Origin of the sequence: Roseobacter denitrificans OCh 114, from assembly GCF_000014045.1 — a bacterium.
Lineage (GTDB): Bacteria > Pseudomonadota > Alphaproteobacteria > Rhodobacterales > Rhodobacteraceae > Roseobacter > Roseobacter denitrificans.
Genome location: NC_008209.1, coordinates 38,813 through 57,738, shown reverse-complemented (window position 1 = coordinate 57,738; position 18,926 = coordinate 38,813). Strand labels below are relative to the sequence as shown.

At 60.8% G+C, this 18,926-nt stretch carries 19 protein-coding genes; 12 read left to right on the top strand and 7 right to left on the bottom strand.

Going from position 1 to position 18,926, the window contains the following annotated elements:
- Positions 1–4 precede the first annotated feature (4 nt).
- From RD1_RS00260 to RD1_RS00240, 5 genes are all read left to right on the top strand, one after another.
- Positions 5–670: an FtsZ-binding protein FzlA gene (locus RD1_RS00260; RefSeq protein ID WP_011566417.1), complete on the top strand. Its 666-nt coding sequence runs from the start codon at positions 5–7 to the stop codon at positions 668–670.
- Between the two features lie 12 nt (positions 671–682).
- Complete coding sequence (gene queG, locus RD1_RS00255) at positions 683–1,726, top strand: tRNA epoxyqueuosine(34) reductase QueG (protein WP_011566416.1); 1,044 nt, start codon at positions 683–685, stop codon at positions 1,724–1,726.
- A 64-nt stretch (positions 1,727–1,790) separates the two neighbouring features.
- Positions 1,791–3,794, top strand: a complete 2,004-nt coding sequence (locus tag RD1_RS00250; RefSeq protein ID WP_011566415.1) for a hydantoinase/oxoprolinase N-terminal domain-containing protein — start codon at positions 1,791–1,793, stop codon at positions 3,792–3,794.
- A gap of 103 nt (positions 3,795–3,897) precedes the next feature.
- On the top strand, positions 3,898–5,232 hold the full coding sequence (locus RD1_RS00245) for a mechanosensitive ion channel family protein (RefSeq protein WP_011566414.1): 1,335 nt from the start codon (positions 3,898–3,900) through the stop codon (positions 5,230–5,232).
- Complete coding sequence (locus RD1_RS00240) at positions 5,229–6,413, top strand: TIGR03862 family flavoprotein (protein ID WP_011566413.1); 1,185 nt, start codon at positions 5,229–5,231, stop codon at positions 6,411–6,413. The genes RD1_RS00245 and RD1_RS00240 overlap by 4 nt, the downstream gene beginning before the upstream one ends.
- Here RD1_RS00240 and RD1_RS00235 read toward each other — a convergent pair.
- From RD1_RS00235 to RD1_RS00215, 5 genes are all read right to left on the bottom strand, one after another.
- Positions 6,392–6,976 (bottom strand): glutathione S-transferase family protein, encoded by a 585-nt coding sequence (locus RD1_RS00235; protein ID WP_011566412.1) that lies wholly within the window; start codon positions 6,974–6,976, stop codon positions 6,392–6,394. The genes RD1_RS00240 and RD1_RS00235 overlap by 22 nt on opposite strands.
- Before the next feature lie 18 nt (positions 6,977–6,994).
- Positions 6,995–7,996 carry a DNA polymerase III subunit delta gene (gene holA / locus RD1_RS00230; RefSeq protein ID WP_011566411.1) on the bottom strand — a complete coding sequence of 334 codons (1,002 nt, stop codon included), beginning with the start codon at positions 7,994–7,996 and terminating at the stop codon, positions 6,995–6,997.
- Positions 7,993–8,472 (bottom strand): LPS assembly lipoprotein LptE, encoded by a 480-nt coding sequence (gene lptE, locus RD1_RS00225; RefSeq protein WP_011566410.1) that lies wholly within the window; start codon positions 8,470–8,472, stop codon positions 7,993–7,995. The genes holA and lptE overlap by 4 nt, the downstream gene beginning before the upstream one ends.
- A complete protein-coding gene (gene leuS / locus RD1_RS00220; protein WP_011566409.1) occupies positions 8,459–11,005 on the bottom strand; it encodes a leucine--tRNA ligase in 2,547 nt (848 codons plus the stop codon). The genes lptE and leuS overlap by 14 nt, the downstream gene beginning before the upstream one ends.
- Positions 11,006–11,118: 113 nt before the next feature.
- A complete protein-coding gene (locus RD1_RS00215; RefSeq protein ID WP_011566408.1) occupies positions 11,119–11,610 on the bottom strand; it encodes a DUF3576 domain-containing protein in 492 nt (163 codons plus the stop codon).
- Positions 11,611–11,857: 247 nt separating this feature from the next.
- Between RD1_RS00215 and RD1_RS00210 the strand changes: the two genes are divergently transcribed.
- Both RD1_RS00210 and RD1_RS00205 read left to right on the top strand, forming a co-directional pair.
- Positions 11,858–12,820 carry a porin gene (locus tag RD1_RS00210; protein ID WP_011566407.1) on the top strand — a complete coding sequence of 321 codons (963 nt, stop codon included), beginning with the start codon at positions 11,858–11,860 and terminating at the stop codon, positions 12,818–12,820.
- Positions 12,821–12,921: 101 nt separating this feature from the next.
- The gene (locus tag RD1_RS00205; RefSeq protein WP_171960011.1) at positions 12,922–13,575 is read left to right on the top strand and encodes a YggS family pyridoxal phosphate-dependent enzyme; all 654 of its coding nucleotides are present in this window, start codon (positions 12,922–12,924) and stop codon (positions 13,573–13,575) included.
- Positions 13,576–13,582: 7 nt separating this feature from the next.
- Here RD1_RS00205 and RD1_RS00200 read toward each other — a convergent pair whose 3' ends face one another.
- Positions 13,583–14,077, bottom strand: coding sequence for a L,D-transpeptidase family protein (locus RD1_RS00200; protein WP_011566405.1), 495 nt, complete (start codon positions 14,075–14,077; stop codon positions 13,583–13,585).
- Positions 14,074–15,162, bottom strand: a complete 1,089-nt coding sequence (gene ribA / locus RD1_RS00195; protein ID WP_011566404.1) for a GTP cyclohydrolase II — start codon at positions 15,160–15,162, stop codon at positions 14,074–14,076. The genes RD1_RS00200 and ribA overlap by 4 nt, the downstream gene beginning before the upstream one ends.
- 162 nt (positions 15,163–15,324) lie before the next feature.
- Here ribA and RD1_RS00190 point away from each other — a divergent pair, with 162 nt between their 5' ends.
- From RD1_RS00190 to RD1_RS00170, 5 genes are all read left to right on the top strand, one after another.
- Positions 15,325–16,011: a response regulator transcription factor gene (locus RD1_RS00190; RefSeq protein ID WP_011566403.1), complete on the top strand. Its 687-nt coding sequence runs from the start codon at positions 15,325–15,327 to the stop codon at positions 16,009–16,011.
- Positions 16,012–16,271: 260 nt separating this feature from the next.
- Positions 16,272–17,060 (top strand): exodeoxyribonuclease III, encoded by a 789-nt coding sequence (locus tag RD1_RS00185; protein ID WP_011566402.1) that lies wholly within the window; start codon positions 16,272–16,274, stop codon positions 17,058–17,060.
- Between the two features lie 54 nt (positions 17,061–17,114).
- Positions 17,115–18,032 carry a thioredoxin family protein gene (locus RD1_RS00180; RefSeq protein ID WP_011566401.1) on the top strand — a complete coding sequence of 306 codons (918 nt, stop codon included), beginning with the start codon at positions 17,115–17,117 and terminating at the stop codon, positions 18,030–18,032.
- 27 nt (positions 18,033–18,059) lie between these two features.
- Positions 18,060–18,704, top strand: a complete 645-nt coding sequence (locus tag RD1_RS00175) for an LON peptidase substrate-binding domain-containing protein (protein WP_011566400.1) — start codon at positions 18,060–18,062, stop codon at positions 18,702–18,704.
- Positions 18,701–18,886, top strand: coding sequence for a Trm112 family protein (locus RD1_RS00170; protein WP_011566399.1), 186 nt, complete (start codon positions 18,701–18,703; stop codon positions 18,884–18,886). The genes RD1_RS00175 and RD1_RS00170 overlap by 4 nt, the downstream gene beginning before the upstream one ends.
- The last annotated feature ends 40 nt before the right edge of the window (positions 18,887–18,926 follow it).

The window sequence follows — 18,926 nt, the reverse complement described above, 5'->3', positions numbered from 1 at the left end:
ACTGATGGCCCGTCTCTTTCATGTTCCCCTGTCCCCGTTTTGTCGGAAGGTCCGGCTCAGCCTTGCCGAAAAGAAGATTGATGTTGAGTTGGTCGAAGAGCGCTATTGGGAAGAAGACCCGGAATTCATGCGGCGCAACCCGGCGGGCAAGGTGCCGGTGCTCAAGATTGACGGCGTGATCATGGCCGAGAGTGCCGCGATTTGTGAGTATATCGAAGAGACGCGGCCTGACCCGTCGCTGATGCCCAAGGATGCCATTGCGCGGGCCGAGGTGCGTCGCCTCGTGGGCTGGTTTGATGACAAGTTTCACCATGAGGTGACGTCGAAGCTGCTGTATGAGCGGGTCAACAAGAAGATGATGAAACTGGGCTATCCCGACAGTAAAAACGTCAAGGCTGGGTCAAAGGCGATCAAGTATCACCTTGATTACATGACGTGGTTGCTGGATCACCGCCGCTGGTTGGCCGGGGATTCCATGACGCTGGCGGATTTTGCGGCGGCCGCCCATCTAAGCGCGCTGGATTACAATTCGGACGTGGATTGGAACCGATCAGAGGTGGTGAAGGACTGGTATGCCAAGATCAAATCCCGTCCGGCCTTTCGCAACATTCTGGCAGATCAGGTGCCGGGCTTTCCGCCCGCCAAACATTACAATGATCTGGATTTCTGATTTGCGGATCGCATGAGCGGCCTCAAGGAAAAGCTCGTCGCGCGCGCTTTGGAAGAGGGGTTCATCGCCTGCAGGATATGCCGACCGGATGCGGTGCCCGATGTGGCCGCGCGGCTCAAAGCGTTTGTGGATGCGGGCCATCACGGTCAGATGACGTGGATGGCGGATCGGATACATTGGCGCGGGGACCCGACGCAGCTTTGGCCGCAGGCGCGCTCTGTGATCATGCTGGCCGAGAGCTATGGCCCTGAACACGACCCGATGGCGGTGCTGCAGCAGCCCGAGCGCGGGGCCATTTCGGTCTACGCGCAGGGGCGCGATTATCACGATGTGGTCAAGAAACGGCTCAAACGGCTGGCGCGCTGGCTGATGGCTGAGGCCGCCGATGCTGACCTGCAGGTCAAGGTCTTTGTCGATACGGCCCCGGTGCCGGAAAAGGCGCTGGGTCAGGCGGCGGGTCTGGGCTGGCAGGGCAAACACACGAACCTGCTCAGCCGGGAGTGGGGCAATTGGGCATTTCTGGGCGCGGTGTTTACCACGCTGGATATTGCGCCGGACGCGCCGGAGGTTGATCATTGCGGATCGTGTCGCGCCTGTCTTGATGTCTGCCCGACGGATGCTTTTCCCGCGCCCTACCAGTTGGATGCGCGCCGCTGCATTTCCTATCTGACGATTGAGCACAAAGGACCCGTTCCGACCGATTTGCGCCCGCTGTTGGGCAACCGGATTTATGGCTGTGATGATTGTCTGGCGGTCTGTCCGTGGAACAAATTTGCCACCACTGCGCGCGACATGCGGCTGTCGGCGCGGCCCGAACTGACGGCACCCCGATTGGCCGACCTCGCCGCACTTGATGATGCGGCGTTTCGTGCGCTGTTTTCGGGGTCTGCGGTCAAGCGCATCGGGCGCAACCGTTTCGTGCGCAATGTGCTTTATGCGATTGGTAATTCGGGTGAGGCGTCTTTGCGCCAGACCGCGTCTGAGTTGATGGATGATCCGGATGATGCCGTGGCGGATGCGGCGCGCTGGGCGGTGGCGCAACTGGGTAGGAAGTGACGCAAACAGGCGGGACCGCGCGTTTTGTTTTGTTAGATCGAACCCGGTAACAGGAGAAGAATGCATGCCGATCTTGCTGGGTGTGGACACGGGCGGCACCTATACGGATGCGGTTTTGATCCGTGATGAAAAAGAGGTCATCGCCACGGCGAAATCCCTGACCACGCGGCACGATCTGGCCGAGGGCATTGGCGCCGCCGTGCGGGCGGTATTGCGTGACGGGGCGGTTGCTCCCGCTGATGTGTCCATGGCCTCACTGTCGACCACGCTGGCCACCAATGCGCTGGTGGAGGGGCAGGGCGGGCGGATCGCTTTGATTCTGATCGGCTTTCAGGAACGTGATCTGGACACTCATGGCCTGCGTGACGCGCTGAAAGGCGACCCGGTGCTGATCTGTTCGGGCGGGCATGATCATGCGGGGGCTGAGGTGGCTGCGCTTGATCTGGAGCAGGTCCGCCAGTTTCTGAGGGGGCAGGCAAAAGACGTAAGCGCTTTTGCCGTCGCGGCGCAATTTGCAACGCGCAACCCGGCGCATGAACTTGAGGTTGCCGCGCTGATAGGAGAGGTGACGGGGCGGCCTGTTTCCGCGTCGCATGCGTTATCTGCCAAGCTGAACGGGCCGAAACGGGCGATGACGGCGCTGCTGAATGCGCGGCTTGTGGGGATGATTGACCGGCTGATCGGGCGGGCGGAAGATATGCTGCGCGCCCTTGGCATCACGGCGCCGATGATGGTGGTGCGCGGGGATGGCGCGCTGATTTCGGCCCTACAGGCGCGGCACCATCCGATTGAGACGATCCTGAGTGGTCCGGCGGCGTCACTGGTGGGCGCGCGGTGGCTGACGGGTGCGCAGGATGCGCTGGTCAGTGATATTGGCGGGACGACGACGGATATCGCGCTGCTCCGGAACGGTCGCCCGGCGATTGACCCGGCGGGGGCGCGGGTCGGTCCCTATCGTACGATGGTCGAAGCGGTGGCCATGCGCACCACAGGCCTTGGCGGGGACAGCGCGGTCGAGATGGTGTCAGGGGGATTGGCGCGCGCGATCACGCTGGGGCCGCGCCGGGTCATTCCGGTGTCGCTGATGGCGCATCACGCGCCCGAGGTCGTGCATGCTGCCCTGGACGCTGCCCTGCGCGCCGCAGCACCGGGCGAGCATGACGCGCGGTTTGTGCAAGCTGTGCGGGGGCAATCCACCGAGGGGCTGGGCGCGCGGGAAACAACGCTGCTGGATCGGATCGGCACGGGCATCCACCCCTTGGGCGCGGTTCTGCGCGCCCGCCTTGAGCACAGCGCGCTCAACAGGTTGGTGGAACGCGGCCTTGTGCAATTGGGCGGTGTCACCCCGTCGGATGCGAGCCATGTGCTGGGGACGCTGGCGGATTGGGATGCCGAGGCCGCACGCAAGGCGTTGGTTTTGCTGGCGCGGCGACGCTCCGGCGCGGGTGAGATGCTGGCGCGAACGGCGCAGGACATGGCGCAGATGATCGTGGATCAACTCACGCAGCAGACGGTTACGGCGCTGCTGGAGGCCGCCTTTGCCGAAGAGAATGCGGATTTCGGCGGCGCAGCGGGCGATCTGGCGCGCCATGGGCTGATGCAGGCGGGGTTGCGCGCGCATCGCGGTCTGCTGCGGTTTGATGCGGCACTTGATGTGCCGATTGTGGGGCTTGGGGCGTCGGCGCAAACCTATTATCCGGCGGTCGGGCGCGCTGTGCGGTCCGAAATGGTCTTGCCCGCACACGCAGGGGTGGCGAATGCGATCGGTGCAGTGGTCGGGCGCGTGACAATGCGCCGGGCAGGCAGTGTGACCGCGCCATCCGATGGCATGTTTCGCGTTCATTTTGACAGCGGGCCGCAGGATTTCACCGATTGCGATGCCGCTCTGGTGGCGCTTGAGGCGTGGCTGACCGAACGCGCGCGCGCCGATGCCGCGCAGGCGGGGGCGGCTGATATTCAGATAAGCGTGACGCGCGACATAAAAACGGCCGGGGTTGAGGCGCGAGAGGTCTTTGTCGAGGCGATGATTACCGTCGAAGCCGCGGGCCGCCCACGGGTGGCTGTCTGACGCTGCCCTGCGGCGGCCCCCGGTCAGACATTTACCTTGCCCTGAAGGGCACAGGCAGGCACACAGCAAGGCGGATGAGTGGATTTATAAAGAGGAGGCGGCTGTGGAGTTTGACCTCACCGGGCAGCCGGAAATTGTGCAGCTTGCGGCGGGCTATGCGTTGCAGATATGGGAGATCGCGAAGTCATGGGCGCTGAGCCCGGCGGCATGGTCGCAGTTTGCCTTGTTGGTGCTTGCCTATGTGCTGGCGGTGATTGCTGCGGCACGGCTGCGCGGAACGCTGACGCGGTTGCTGACCCCGGCGGCGGAGGCGGAGTCGATCATCGCGCGGTCCCGGCGCACGGTTTTGATGTTTCTGCCGTTGCTGTTGCCGCTGCTGGCCTATGTGTTCACTGCGGTTGGGGAAAGTGTCGTTCGGTCGATTTTCGACAGTGGCGCGGTAATCGCCTTTGGCAAACGTGTGTTCCTGTTTCTGGCCGTGCGCACGCTGGTGCGGGACATCATTTCGGACCCGTTGCTGAAGCTGCTGGGGAAATATGTGCTGATCCCCATCGCTGCGATCTATGCGCTGGGTCTGCTGGATGCGGTGAGTGCCAAGCTGACCGAGACGACCATAAGCCTCGGCAACATCTCGTTCTCGGTGATGAGCCTGATCCGGGGGCTGATCGCGGGCAGCGTGTTGTTCTGGCTCGGCGGGTGGTCGAACCGACAGAGTGCGCAATTCATCGAAAGCCAGCAGGACATGCGCCCGTCGCTGCGCCAGTTGATCGCCAAGGTGGTGGAGTTTTCGATCTTTGGCATCGCGTTTTTGCTGTTGATGAACATCATGGGCATCAACCTCAGCACGCTGGCATTTATCGGGGGCGCGGTCGGTGTGGGCCTCGGGTTCGGGCTGCAAAAGATCGCCTCGAACTTTATCTCCGGTGTGATCCTGCTGATCGAAGGGCAGGCCACGGTTGGGGATTATGTGGAACTGGATGGCGGCGAATCCGGTCGCATTGTGAAAATGACCGCGCGCGCGGCGATTCTGGAAACCTTTGACGGGCGCTGGATCGTGGTGCCGAACGAGGATTTCATCACCACTCGGGTCGTGAATTATTCCGACAGCGGATCGGCCAACCGCTATGAGGCCCCGTTTTCCGTCAGCTATGATACGGACATCAACCGGGTGCCCGCGCTGATCGAGGCGGCAGTGGCCACGCACCCCGGTGTGCTGAATGAACCTTACCCGCCCGATTGCGAGTTGCGTGGGTTTGGTGACAGCGGCATTGATTTCGCGGTTGAATTCTGGGTCAACGGCTTTGACGACGGGCCGAACAAATTCACGTCGGACGTGCTTTTCCTGATCTGGAATACGCTCAAGGAGAATGACATCGAAATCCCCTATCCGCAGCGTGTGGTGGAGATCAAGGGCGGCGTGCCGGACCTCGCATCGTGAGCACAGCACTGGTGATCGGGGCGGGCCCCGCCGGTTTGATGGCGGCCGAAACCCTCAGCGCGGCGGGGCATCGCGTGATCATCTGTGACGCGAAACCCTCGGTGGGGCGCAAGTTTCTGATGGCGGGCAAATCGGGTCTGAACCTCACGAAGGACGAAGCCTTTGCCCCGTTCATGCGGCATTATTTCGAGGCTGAAGCGCCTTTGCGCCCGATGATCGCGCGCTTTGATGCGCAGGCGGTGCAGGATTGGGCGCGCGGGCTTGGTCAGGATTTGTTCACAGGCTCAACGGGCCGGGTGTTTCCCAAGGCGATGAAGGCATCACCGCTGTTGCGCGCGTGGCTGGCGCGTCTGGATGCAGCGGGGGTTGAGCGTCGCACCGGCTGGCGCTGGCTGGGCTGGGATCAGGAAGCAGCGCTTTTTGAGACACCCGCTGGAGCGCAAAAATTGACAGCGGATGTTACCGTGCTGGCCACGGGCGGTGCAAGCTGGGCGCGGCTGGGGTCGGACGGCGCATGGGCTGATGCGGTTGGGGCGCAGGGCTGCGCGCTGACCCCCTTTGCGCCGTCGAATGCGGCGGTGTCGATCCGGTGGAGCGATCACATGGCTCCGCATTTCGGTGTGGCGCTGAAATCGGTCGCATGGCAGGCCGGGAGCATGTCCTCCCGCGGGGAGGCGGCGATCACGCAAACCGGGCTGGAGGGTGGCGGGGTTTACAGCCTTACGCCGGCCTTGCGCGCGGGCGCGCCTTTGTTCGTGGATCTTGCACCGGATCGCACCGCCGAAAAGCTGGCAGCGGAACTGGCCGGCAAGTCGGGCAAGCTGCGGCTGGCGCATTGGCTGCGCAACACCCTGCGCCTGTCGCCTGCCAAGATCGCCTTCTTCTTCGAGATGACGGCGGCGGGACGTCCGTCGCGCGAGGCCTGGGTCGCAACGCTCAAGAAACTGGCCGTTCGCTACGATGGCCTCAGACCGATGGATGAGGCGATCTCAACCGCTGGCGGTGTGCCTTTTGCGGCGATGGATGATCGTCTGATGCTGAAATCGCGCCCCGGTGTGTTCTGTGCGGGGGAAATGATCGACTGGGAAGCACCGACGGGCGGCTACCTGATAACCGCATGTCTTGCGACCGGGCGCTGGGCGGGACGCGGGGCGGTGGATTACCTCGCAGCCGCCGCCTGAAACGCAGGCCGTTGGCGCAGGTTTTTGCCATAGGCGAATAGTCTGTCATCCACGCGCGGGAATCCGGCACCGACAGCCCAGTTCAGGCAGTGACAGGCCAGAATGTCCGGAACCGTCAGCTGATCACCCATCAGAAACGGCCCATCAAGTTTTGCGGCCAGCTGATCAGCGGATGCGCTGAACTCTGCCTTGAGGGAGTCCTTGACCGCTGGCATGCGCTGTTCCTGCGGCAACACGAAGCTGTGCTTTGCTGCGGCCCAGAGGATCGCGTCGAATTCATCCAACAGCCAGAAGGTCATCGCATCCTGCCGCGCCCGCGCAATTGTGCCTGCCGGTGCGGTGAGTTTGCCGTGTTTATCCGCCAGATAGGTAAGGATGGCCATCGAATCGGTCAGCACCTCCGTGCCGTCCAGCAGCGCGGGCACCTTGCCGGATGGGTTATATGTGCGCGCCGCGTCGGAGCGGGGTGCGGCGTCGATGTGATTATAAGCCTCGCCCAGTTCTTCGAGCATCCACAGGACGCGCATGGCGCGGGATTTGACGGGGCCGATGACCGTATACATGTGCGTTTCCTTTCGCGGTTATCGAGGCGCCAGCATGGCAAGGCGGATAAAGGCGCGTTCGACCAGCGCCATGCCCGGCGCATGTTGCCCGGCAGAGCGCAGTTGCAGGTCTGTATCCATCAGGACGGTGAGCGCGGTTTCCAGTTTGGCCGCGCCCCATTTGCGCGACTGTGCCAGCATGCGATCCCGGTTGGGGCCAAATATCGTCGGCCTGCCGGATGTATCACAGGCCGCCCGGTGCAGGGCGCGGAAATGGCGCATCGCCCCGATACACAGGCCGACCGGATTGGCCCCCTGCGCGATCAGTTTCTGCATCATCGGGCCGATTTCATGGGCGCGCGCCTCGGCAACCACCATCAGGACATCATCCACATCCGCCTCGGTCGAGGTTGGCGCGCAGGCCGCGATGTCCTGCAGGGAGATCGGGGCCGGGTCGTGCAATTTGTAGAGCGCGAGTTTTTCGATGGTCTGGCGAAAATCACCCGGGTCAATGGCCTGCGCCAGATCGCTGAGGGCGGCCATCACGTCACCTGTCGGCAGGGCGAGGCCGGTTTCAGCCAGCGTCGTTTCGATTTCCGCGCGTGTGGGCGGGTTGTCGTAAATTCCGGCGGCATAGGCGTTCGGATGGGCCTCAAAGGCCTTGCGCAGTTTCGAGGTTGGTTTCAGCGCCCCGGCGGTCACAATGATCTGCGCATCCCCGGGCTGCCAATCGGCGAGGGCGGTCAGGATTGCGGGGGCCGTGTTTTCGTTGGCCTCTTGCACGAAGGCGGCGCGCGGGCCGGGGAAGAACCCCACGGCCTTGACAGCATCCAGCAAAAGCGCCGGGTCCTTGCGCAGATCACCGCCGTTCAGACGCGTCAGGCGCATTTCTTCCTCGGCCTCCTTGCCCAAAAGCGCGGCCAGCAATTGCTGGCGTTTCAGGGCCACGCGCATGGCGTCCGCGCCGTAAATCAGAATGCCGGTCTTGTCCGGGTCAGGGCGCGCGAAGTAGGAAACAGCATCGCGGGTGGAGAGTTTCATGTCAGATCGGTGCTCAGCAAGCGGACGACAATCTGGTCTGCGAGCAGGGACATCAGCCGCTCGCGGGCATCCCGTTCGGCGGCCAGCGTCGCGACGGTCGTGCCTGTCGCCGAGGAGCCGGTGAAGTTATCGACGGAGCCCGACGTGACAACCCGACCCGTCGCCTGTTCGACCAGAACGTAGTTCGCCGTGCCGACGATGTTGTAGCGGTTGATGTTGCTGTTTCGGTTCACCGCCAGCGCTTCGCGTTTGGAGTCAACTGCCAGCGTCAGTTTGTAAGTGGGTTGTGCGGCGCGGCCCAGACGCTCTTCGAGGCGGCGCACGACAAGGTATCCGTCCACGTCATTGGGGTCACTGACCTCAACCGCGTTTTGCAGCGCGCTGCCGGTGCTGCCGGTTCCATAGACCGGCGCAAAGCCGCAGGCCCCCAGAGCGAGGGGCAGGAAAAGCAGGCTGCGGCGGCTATACGACGACATTCACAATCCGTCCCGGTACGACGATGATCTTTTTCGGGGTGGCCCCATTCAGGGAGCGTATCACAGCCGGGTCCGCAAGGGCGATTTTTTCAACTTCTTCCTTGCTTAAATCAGCGGATATGACGATTTCGGCGCGCCGCTTGCCGTTGATCTGAACCGGCAGCGTGACGGTATCGGAGACCAGCATCGCCTCGTCCGCCCTGGGCCAGGGCGCGGTTGTCACCAGCCCGTCGCCGCCCTGATGCGCCCAGATGTCTTCGGCCAGGTGCGGCGTCATCGGGGACATCAGTTGCGCCAGTGTCATGATGGCAGTGCGTTGTGCGCCGTAGCCTGCCTTGGATTTCTGCAGCTTGGCGGTGAAGGCGTAGAGCTTGGCAATGGCCGCGTTGAACCCGAAGGATTCGATGCCCATCGTCACATCATGGATACAGACATGCATCGCACGCAGCAGGTCCTCATCCCCTTGCCCGGCGGCGTCTTTGTCCATTTTGCCGATGCGTTCGCTCAGGGTCCAGACCCGGGTCAGGTGTTTGAAGGCGGCCTCGGCGCCTGATGCCGTCCATTCCACATCCCGTTCGGGCGGGCTGTCGGAGAGGACAAACCAGCGGGCGGTATCCGCGCCATAGCTTGCGATGATGCCCAGCGGATCAACCACGTTTTTCTTGGATTTCGACATTTTGGCCGAAGGGATGATTTCCACCTCGGTGCCATCCGCCAGTCTGCCATCCGTGACATCTTCGGGCAGATGATAGACCGGGCGACCGTTTGCGTCGCGGGTCTGGTAGATTTCATGCGTGACCATGCCTTGGGTGAACAGCGCGTCGAAAGGTTCGATCGCGCTTTGGGGCAGGTGGCCGGTCATCTGCATGGCGCGGGCAAAGAATCGTGAATAGAGCAGGTGCAGGATCGCGTGTTCGATGCCGCCGATATATTGATCGACATTCATCCAGTATTGCGCGTCTTCCATGACGGTCGGCGTCTCGGCACGCGGCGCGGTGAAGCGGGCAAAATACCATGAGCTGTCGACAAAGGTGTCCATCGTGTCGGTTTCACGCTGCGCCGGTTTTCCGCAGGCGGGGCAGGGTGTGTCGCGCCACGTGGGGTGGCGGTTCAGCGGGTTGCCGGGGGTGTCAAAGCTGACGTCATAGGGCAGTTCGATGGGCAGGTTTTCTTTCTTTTCCGGCACCACGCCGCAATCGTCGCAATGCACCACCGGGATCGGGCAGCCCCAATAGCGCTGGCGGCTCAGACCCCAGTCGCGCAGGCGGTATTTTGTGACGCCCTGACCGATGCCGTTGCTTTCGCAAAAGTCGATGGCGGCATCAATCGCCTCTAGTCCCGTCTGGAATTCCGCCCCGGCAAAGCCTCTGTTATAGAACACTTTTTCGGTTTTTGCCGGCACGAAGGCTTCGCTCAGTACCTCATCGGCGTCCTGTGACGGCAGGAAGGTCGAGATAATGGGCAGGTCGTATTTGGTTGCGAACTCGAAATCGCGCTGATCATGTGCGGGGCAGCCGAAAATCGCCCCGGTGCCATAATCCATCAGGATGAAATTCGCGATGTAAACGGGCAGTTCAGCAGCCGTGTCAAAGGGGTGGCGCACCCGGAGGCCGGTATCAAAACCCAGCTTTTCAGCGGTTTCGATGGCTTCTTCGGTGGTGCCGCCCTTGCGGCATTCGGCACAGAAGGCCGCTACATTGTCGTTATCGCGTTCGAGAAGTTTGGCGAGCGGATGATCCGGGGAGATGCCGACAAAGGAGGCACCCAGCAGCGTGTCGGGCCGGGTTGTGTAGACTTCGATCCGGTCATGGCCGTCGGGTCCGTCAATCGTCGAAAAGGCAAATTGCAGCCCGCGCGACTTGCCGATCCAGTTTTCCTGCATCAGGCGGACTTTGGCCGGCCAGTTTTCCAATGTGTCCAGCGCGCTCAGCAACTCTTCGGAATGATCCGAAATCTTGAAGAACCACTGGGTGAGTTCCCGCCGCTCAACCAAGGCACCAGAGCGCCAGCCGCGCCCCTGCTCGACCTGTTCATTGGCCAGAACGGTCATATCCACTGGGTCCCAGTTGACGATTGCGTTCTTGCGATAGACCAGCCCCGCCTCCAGAAAATCGAGGAACAGCGCCTGCTGCTGGCCATAATACTCCGGATCGCAGGTGGCAAATTCGCGCGACCAGTCGATGGACAGGCCCAACGGCTTCATCTGGTCGCGCATGTCCTTGATGTTGCCATAGGTCCAGTCCTTGGGATGCCCGCCAATGGCCATGGCGGCGTTTTCCGCAGGCATGCCAAAGGCGTCCCAGCCCATGGGATGCAGCACATTATGCCCGGTCGCCAGCTTATAGCGCGCGATGACGTCGCCCATGGTGTAGTTGCGCACATGTCCCATATGGATGCGCCCGGACGGGTAGGGGAACATCTCCAGCACGTAGTACTTGGGTTTGTCTGCGGAGCGGATGGCTTTGAAAACTTCGTTTTCGCGCCATGCCTTTTGCCAGCGTGCTTCGATTTCGGCTGGGGTGTAACGCGTCATGACGGCGTCCTTCTTGACGTGAGAGCGCCGGGAACCGTCATCTGTGCGGAGCCCGGCGCCGGGAATTGGATCGGGCCTGTGCTGCGTTTCATCGTTGCAACGTGCAGTCCCGGTTAGAGCGCATCATCCGCAATGCGCAGCTGGCGCGCCCGGCTAAGGATGGCGTTTTCGACCGCCTGAACGGCAGGCGCGCTGGCAGGCCCGTTGCGTGTCTGCAGCGACACATTCAGGGAGCGCGCGTCAAGTGCGGGATCATCAATCAGAATGGTCGCGCGATAGGCCCGCCCGCTGCCCGGCGGTGTGCCGAAACCGGTAATGATGACCCCGGTGAACGGATCAACCGACTCAACGGGCAGGAAATTCAGCACTTCGAGTGATGCGGCCCAAAGGTATTTGTTCACTGCGACGGTCTGTTCCCCACCGCCAGCACGAAACGCATCCCAGATCGTGGTGCCGGACGATCGGTTTCTATCGCGTTGGCTGGTGAAGTTGTCGCCCGCTTGAGGACCGATAACGGCATTCGAGGGAGTCGCGACGCCGCAGCCTGACAGCGCGGCGGCCACGGCCATGCCCGTAATTATCTGTGTGACCCATATCTTCTGCATCGAAAATCCGCCTCGATAGACCTTTTACAACGGCTTACTTCACTTGCCGGGGTGCCGCAAGCGGCAGGCATCAAATGGGTCCTCTGAAGGGGCCTGATGGGGGTGTGGCAATCCAGCACCAGCTTTTTGGAAACTCGGAGACTTTTTTTGTCTTGGCTTGAGATTGGCGGGGTCGTGCGACATTACGATGAACACGTCCGGGATGCACAAACGCCCCAGACACTATCTAACCCTGAGGGATTGAGACATGAAAAAGATTCTTATGGCATCCACGATGCTTGTCGCGACAGCCGGAATGGCCGCCGCCGACATCACGTTCGACGGCTTCGGTCGCTTCGGTATCGTTTACAACGACGGCGCTGACGATGCAGGCGATCGCAGCGACACACAGCTGGACCAGCGTTTCCGCCTGAACGTTGTTGGTACAACTGAAACAGACGGCGGCGTCGAGTTCCGCGCACGTCTGCGTTTGGAATCCAACGACAACGGCGACGGTCAAGGTTCCGGCGGCGGCAACGTCGTAGAAGCGCCTGAATTTGGCGTACGCGCCGGCGGCTTCAACGTGTTCCTTGGCAACACATCCGACCTGATCGACTCCGGCGACGTTGTTGATTACTACGGTAACGGCATCGGCCTTACAGACTTTGCTGAAACATCCAGCAACTTCGTAACCGGTAGCATCATCAGCGGCATCAACGGTGGCGACGAGATCGATCCAACGATCAAAACCAGCTACACCGTTGGCGATTTCACATTCGGTGCGTCTTATTCTGACAACGCGCTGGACTCAGCAACAGAAGAGTACCAGATCGGTGCCGGCTACAAATTCGGCAACTTCGGTGTCGGTGCTGCCTTTGGTAACGTTGATGGCGGTGACTTCGACGATACGGACTTCTGGGCGTTGTCCTTCAACGGCGACCTCGGCTCCTTCGCATTCTCGCTGCTTGCAGCCGATAGCGATGATCAAGACTCCGTAGCGCTTGGTGCATCCGTTGCCGTACCAGTCGGTGCAGCAACAGACGTTCGTTTCGTTGTATCCGATAACGGCCTCGACAGCGACGACTCGTTCGCAGCGACCAAAGGTGACGACACTGCATACGCCGTCGGCTTCCGTCACAGCCTCGGTGGCGGTGTACGCCTCCAAGGTGGTATCGGTGAAAACAGCCTCGGCGATACCGTTGGTGACTTGGGTGTGATCTTCAACTTCTAAGTTGAAAGTAACATCGTGAATTTGGGGCGGTCCTTTGGGTCCGCCCCTTTTCTTTTGGACAACGGGTTTATGTTGTCCATGCAGAGTAGACGAGAGACATGATGAGCCTGAGTGACATTTCACAACGTATCGAAAAAGCGGTGGCGCAGGCGGGGCGCGACAGGGGGTCGGTCAAGCTGATTGCCGTGTCCAAAGTGCAGCCGAATGAGCGGGTGGAAGCGGTGCTGAAAGAGGGCCACCGCTGCTTTGGTGAAAACCGGGTGCAGGAAGCGGCAGGCAAATGGCCCGCGTTTCGCGATGACCATGACGGCGTTGATCTGCACCTCATCGGCCCCTTGCAGACTAACAAGGCGCGACAGGCCTTTGATCTGTTTCAATCCATTCATACCCTCGACCGGCCCAAGCTTGCCAAGACCTGTGCCCGGCTCGCGCAGGAAATAGGGCACTGCCCGGAGCTGTTCGTTCAGGTCAACACCGGGGAAGAGCCGCAGAAAGCAGGTGTTGCGCCGTCCGACGCCGACGCATTTATCGCGGAGTGTCGCGCGCTCGACCTGCCCGTCAGGGGCTTGATGTGCATTCCGCCAATTGACGAAGAGGCGTCGCTGCATTTCGCCTTGCTGGCCAAGATTGCGGAGCGCAACGGCCTTGCGGGTCTGAGCATGGGCATGAGTGACGATTTCGAAAAGGCGATTTCCTTTGGGGCCACGCATATCCGCGTCGGGTCGGCGATCTTCGGGGCGCGCGTTCCGGCGTGACCGGGGGTTACGGTACAATCAGCCGTGTCTGAAGCGTGATCCGCGGGGCGATGCGGCGCAAGTTCCCGCGCGACAGGGCAATACACCCTTCGGTCGGGAACCCGGGGCGGCGAAACTGATGCATGAAGATCGCAGAACCACGTCCTTTGACTGCGTAGGGCCAGTTCCAGTCGGTCAGCAGCACAAGATCGTACAGGGGATCCGCGCGGCGCAGTTTTTCGTGGCTGTGCGAGTAGGGTGCACGTACCATCATGTTGTAATCTTCATGCCCCGGATCATCTGACCACAGATCATTCAGCCCGATGGGCAAGGCCCAGTCTGCGGGTTTTGCAATCCGGTCCGGGCGGTACAACATGCCGACAATCCGGTGAATGCCCGTGGGGGTGGCCCCGTCCCCTTCTTTCTTGCGCCGGGTGATGCCGGTTTTCCCGATGCTGCAGGGAAAGAGCTGCCCCTGAAACCGCAGGCCCCGAGGCGTGACAACCATATCATCCGGCTTCATTTCAGATGGCCCGATTTGGCGACTTTCGTCGCGAGATAGGCGTGATTATGCGCGTTCTCGCCCACATGAAGCGGCACACGTTCGGTCACGTCGATGCCGTTTTCGCACATCATGGCGACCTTGCGCGGGTTGTTCGTCAGCAGCCGCGCCTTGGAAAACCCCATGGATTTCAGGATTGCGGCGCCGAGGCGAAAGTCGCGTTCGTCATCCTCAAACCCGAGCCGGTGGTTGGCTTCGACCGTGTCAAACCCTTGATCCTGCAAGGAATATGCCCGCATTTTATTGGCCAGACCAATGCCGCGCCCTTCCTGGTTCATATACAGAAGCACGCCGTTCCCCTCCGCTCCCATCTGCGCGAGGGCGGCGCGCAACTGTGGACCGCAGTCGCATTTGAGCGATCCCATCAGATCCCCGGTGAAACAGGCGGAATGCAGCCTTGTCAGCAGCGGGGCGGCGCGATCCGGCCTGCCGATTTCAATGGCGTAATGCTCTTCACCGCCGTCTTCGGGCCGGAACACATGCAATCGCCCGGCCTCTGATACCTCCATCGGCAGGCGCGCGCTGATCACCGCGTGCAAGGGGCTTGAGGCATCCAGCATCGCCTGTCCGCTTTGCGCCGCGAGACACACGAGGTTATGCGCCTGCGCAAAGGCCGGCGCATTGTCCACCGGGGCGCAGACAACCGCTGGCAACAAGCGCGCGGCTTTCGCCAGTTGAATGGCAAAGCGGTGCGTTTCGGCGTCCCCACCGCGCGCGCAGGCCAGAGGCCCTTTCATCGGGTTCATCAGATCACCCGCCGGGTCCGCGACCCCGTTCACCCAGGCCAGTGTCGCATCGGGGGACAGTTTCACCCGGGCCAGATCGCCATCATAGGCGGCCGCCTTGAGCGTCGCGGCGCGGCGTGCGGTAATGACCAGAACCGCATCTTGCGACAGGGCCATCACATCACCCAGCCGCGCGGCATTGAGCGTTTCCACCGGGGCTGCAAGCAGTGGCGTCGCGCCGTCAATCACGACGGGTACGCCCATCCGCAGGTCCGCGCGCGCGCGGGCTATCAATTCATTTTGGTCGGGTGAGAAGCTCATGATGTTACAATGCCTGACATTTCATGCCTCGATCTAGGGTAATTCGGACGGAATTGAAACATTTGGACGGCTTTGTAACACGAGGCCGTGAGGCGGTTGCGCATAAGCTTGTGAGATCGCTGTGAAATGCACAAGTCTTAGGAAGTGAAACGGAGGCGTCAGATGGCACAGTTAAAGAAAATCCTGTTGGTGGATGATGATGATGATCTGCGAGATGCGCTGAGCGAACAGTTGATCATGACCGAAGACTTTGATGTCTTTGAGGCGGCGAATGGTGCGGATGCGATGGTGCGGGCCAAGGAGGCGTTGTATGACTTGGTGATCCTTGACGTGGGACTGCCGGATACGGACGGTCGCGAATTATGCCGTTTGATGCGCAAACAGGGCGTGAAAAGCCCGATCCTGATGTTGACCGGGCACGACAGCGATGCCGATACGATTCTGGGGCTGGATGCAGGCGCGAATGATTATGTCAGCAAACCCTTCAAGTTTCCGGTGCTTCTGGCACGGATTCGTGCCCAGCTCAGACAGCACGAGCAGTCCGAAGACGCGGTGTTCCAGCTTGGACCCTATACGTTCAAGCCCGCGATGAAGACGCTGATCACCGAAGATGAAAAGAAAATCCGCCTGACGGAAAAGGAAACCAATATTCTGAAGTTCCTCTACCGCTCGACCGAAGGTGTTGTGGCACGCGATGTGCTTTTGCACGAGGTCTGGGGGTATAACGCCGGGGTCACGACACATACGTTGGAGACGCATATTTACCGCCTGCGTCAGAAAATCGAACCCGATCCTTCGAATGCACGGCTGCTTGTGACAGAATCCGGTGGATACAGACTAATGGCGTAAGAGATTTCTTACCGTTTTTGATATGAATCAAGACGCTGTTAACCATACTTTGCTACACCATAGAGAACCCGCGCATGTCCGGGTCATGACATGCACCTCCCTGTTGGACTTGGCCGGGCTTTATGCCCGGTCTTTTTTTGCCCGCTCCACAGGTTGCACCCCTCCCCCGGAAAAGAAAACACGATCCGTCACGGTTGGGCATGGTGCCAGCGGCGTGCAGTGTTTAGGGTGCCGCAGAATCTAGATGGCGGAGTTTTTCTATGGCGTTCTCGTTGGCAACCTGGAACATCAATTCTGTGCGGTTGCGCGAAGCTCTGGTGCTGAAACTCATGACCGAGGAATTGCCCGATGTCCTGTGTTTGCAGGAATGCAAAAGCCCGGTCGACAAGATGCCATTGGAGGCTTTCGCCGCCGCAGGATACGGGCATGTCGTGGCACGCGGGCAAAAAGGGTACAACGGGGTGGCCATCCTTTCGAAAATCCCGATGCAGGAAGCCGCCGCCGAAGACTTCGCGGGTTTGGGGCACGCGCGCCATATTGCCGGCCGGTTGGAAAACGGCGTGACGGTGCATAATTTCTATGTGCCAGCGGGCGGAGACGTGGCGGACCGGGAAGTGAACGAAAAATTCGGTCAGAAACTCGATTATCTGACGGAAATGCGCGACTGGTTTCATGCGCAAAAGCCCGAAAAATCAATCCTTGTGGGTGATTTGAACATCGCCCCGCGCGAAGACGATGTCTGGGATCACAAAAAGCTGCTCAAGGTGGTCAGCCACACGCCCATCGAGGTTGAGCATCTGGCGCAAACGCAAGACGCCGGTGGCTGGGTCGATATCACCCGGCAGGACATTCCCGAAGGCAGGCTCTATAGCTGGTGGTCCTACCGCGCTGCGGACTGGGATGCGGCGGACAAGGGGCGGCGGCTGGATCACGTCTGGGCTACATCGGACATCGCCGCAGCGGGTCACGACAGTCGCATCCTTCGCGGTGCGCGGGGCTGGGAAAAGCCCAGTGATCACGCCCCGGTTTTTGCGCAATTTGACCTTTGAAAAAGCAATTTGCCTCCCATATAACGCTAGACGCGCAGGCGGAAGGATAACACGATGATGGACCTGAATTTGGGTGCTGCACCCGCAGCGGATGATCTGATCAAGGACACAACCGAAGCCACGTTCATGGCGGATGTGGTTGATACGTCCCAGACGGTGCCGGTGATCGTAGATTTCTGGGCCCCCTGGTGTGGACCCTGCAAAACGCTTGGTCCCCAGCTTGAAGCTGCGGTGCGGGCGGCCAAGGGCGCGGTCAAGATGGTCAAGATCAACGTGGATGAAGCCCAGATGATCGCCGGGCAGTTGCAGATTCAGTCTATCCCGACCGTCTATGCGTTCTCCAAAGGGCAGCCGATTGACGGGTTTCAGGGGGCGTTGCCCGAATCCGAAATCAAGGCGTTTGTGGACCGTGTGGTGAAAGCCACGGGCGGTGAAGCGCCCGGCGATGGTCTGGCAGATGCGGTGGCTGCGGCAGAGGAAATGCTGGCCGAGGGGGCGGCGGCGGATGCGGCGCAGACCTTTGCCGCCGTATTGGGCGAGGATGAGAAACACGCAGCGGCCTATGGCGGCATGGTGAGGGCGCATATCGCGATGGGCGAGTTGGATCAGGCGGAGGCGATTTTGAACGGTGCCCCGGCGGAGATTTCGAAAGCCCCGGAGCTGGAAGCGGCCTTTGCGCAGCTGGAACTTGCCCGTCAGGCCGAGGGGGCCGGGCCGGTTGACGAGTTGAAAGCCGCCGTTGCGGCAGACCCGGACAACAATCAGGCGCGCTTCGATCTGGCGCAGGCCCTGCACGCGAACGGCGATGTGGAGGGCGGCGTTGCGGAGTTGCTGGAACTTTTCCGACGTGACCAGGAATGGAATGACGGCGCGGCCAAGGCGCAATTGTTCACGATATTCGAGGCACTTAAGCCGAATGATCCGATTGTTCTGAACGGGCGGCGCAAACTCAGTTCCATCATATTTGCCTGATCGTTCGGGCGGGCTAGGTTCCCAAGTATGATAAAAGCCTCCGAATTGCCTGACACGATCGCAATCTTCCCCCTGGGTGGTGCCTTGCTGCTGCCCCGGTCCCGGTTGCCGCTGCATATTTTCGAGCCGCGATACCTCCAGATGCTGGAGGACGCGCTGAAGACGCGTGAACGGCTGATCGGGATGATACAGCCCAATGAGGTGCCGGGCCGTGGCGGAACCGGGTTGCACACCATCGGGTGTGCGGGGCGGATCATGCAATTTTCCGAGACCGAAGATGGCCGCTATCTGATCACGCTCGCAGGGGTGTCGCGTTTTCGCGTCGTCAAGGAGATTGAAGGGTTTACGCCTTATCGGCGCTGCGATGTCGTGTGGGATGGGTTCGATCGGGACCTTGGCCCGGATGAAACCGATACAGCGTTCCAGAGGCAAGGTTTCCTGAAGCTGCTGGAGCGGTACTTTGATGCGCGTCAGTTGTCCGCTGACTGGGAAACCCTGAAAGAAGCGGATGACGAATTGCTGGTCAATTCCCTGTCGATGATGCTTGATTTTGATCCTGAAGACAAACAGGCACTGCTAGAAGCCCCATCGTTGACTACCCGCCGCGAGACGCTGGTGACGCTGATGGAATACCAGTTGCGCGGTGGGCAAGAGAGCGAGATGATGCAGTGAGCGAGACCGAAGTGGTGTTTGACCGCCGCATGCTCGAAGCGCTGATCTGCCCGCGCAGCCATGAGACGCTGAAATACGATCAAGAGCGTCAGGAATTGATTTCGGAGACTGCGAACCTCGCCTATCCCATTCGCAACGGTATTCCGGTGATGCTGATTGATGAGGCGCGGGTGCTGGATTAGAGCGTCTGGCGAAAAACCTGATGTATCAAGTATCAGGTGA

What these genes read in the sequence shown, in the direction of transcription:
- RD1_RS00260 (WP_011566417.1), top strand. Translation starts at nt 5, where the DNA reads ATGGCCCGTCTCTTTCATGTTCCCCTGTCCCCGTTTTGTCGGAAGGTC.
- queG (WP_011566416.1), top strand. Translation starts at nt 683, where the DNA reads ATGAGCGGCCTCAAGGAAAAGCTCGTCGCGCGCGCTTTGGAAGAGGGG.
- RD1_RS00250 (WP_011566415.1), top strand. Translation starts at nt 1,791, where the DNA reads ATGCCGATCTTGCTGGGTGTGGACACGGGCGGCACCTATACGGATGCG.
- RD1_RS00235 (WP_011566412.1), bottom strand. Translation starts at nt 6,976, where the DNA reads ATGTATACGGTCATCGGCCCCGTCAAATCCCGCGCCATGCGCGTCCTG.
- holA (WP_011566411.1), bottom strand. Translation starts at nt 7,996, where the DNA reads ATGAAACTCTCCACCCGCGATGCTGTTTCCTACTTCGCGCGCCCTGAC.
- lptE (WP_011566410.1), bottom strand. Translation starts at nt 8,472, where the DNA reads ATGTCGTCGTATAGCCGCCGCAGCCTGCTTTTCCTGCCCCTCGCTCTG.
- leuS (WP_011566409.1), bottom strand. Translation starts at nt 11,005, where the DNA reads ATGACGCGTTACACCCCAGCCGAAATCGAAGCACGCTGGCAAAAGGCA.
- RD1_RS00215 (WP_011566408.1), bottom strand. Translation starts at nt 11,610, where the DNA reads ATGCAGAAGATATGGGTCACACAGATAATTACGGGCATGGCCGTGGCC.
- RD1_RS00210 (WP_011566407.1), top strand. Translation starts at nt 11,858, where the DNA reads ATGAAAAAGATTCTTATGGCATCCACGATGCTTGTCGCGACAGCCGGA.
- RD1_RS00205 (WP_171960011.1), top strand. Translation starts at nt 12,922, where the DNA reads ATGAGCCTGAGTGACATTTCACAACGTATCGAAAAAGCGGTGGCGCAG.
- RD1_RS00200 (WP_011566405.1), bottom strand. Translation starts at nt 14,077, where the DNA reads ATGAAGCCGGATGATATGGTTGTCACGCCTCGGGGCCTGCGGTTTCAG.
- ribA (WP_011566404.1), bottom strand. Translation starts at nt 15,162, where the DNA reads ATGAGCTTCTCACCCGACCAAAATGAATTGATAGCCCGCGCGCGCGCG.
- RD1_RS00190 (WP_011566403.1), top strand. Translation starts at nt 15,325, where the DNA reads ATGGCACAGTTAAAGAAAATCCTGTTGGTGGATGATGATGATGATCTG.
- RD1_RS00185 (WP_011566402.1), top strand. Translation starts at nt 16,272, where the DNA reads ATGGCGTTCTCGTTGGCAACCTGGAACATCAATTCTGTGCGGTTGCGC.
- RD1_RS00180 (WP_011566401.1), top strand. Translation starts at nt 17,115, where the DNA reads ATGATGGACCTGAATTTGGGTGCTGCACCCGCAGCGGATGATCTGATC.
- RD1_RS00175 (WP_011566400.1), top strand. Translation starts at nt 18,060, where the DNA reads ATGATAAAAGCCTCCGAATTGCCTGACACGATCGCAATCTTCCCCCTG.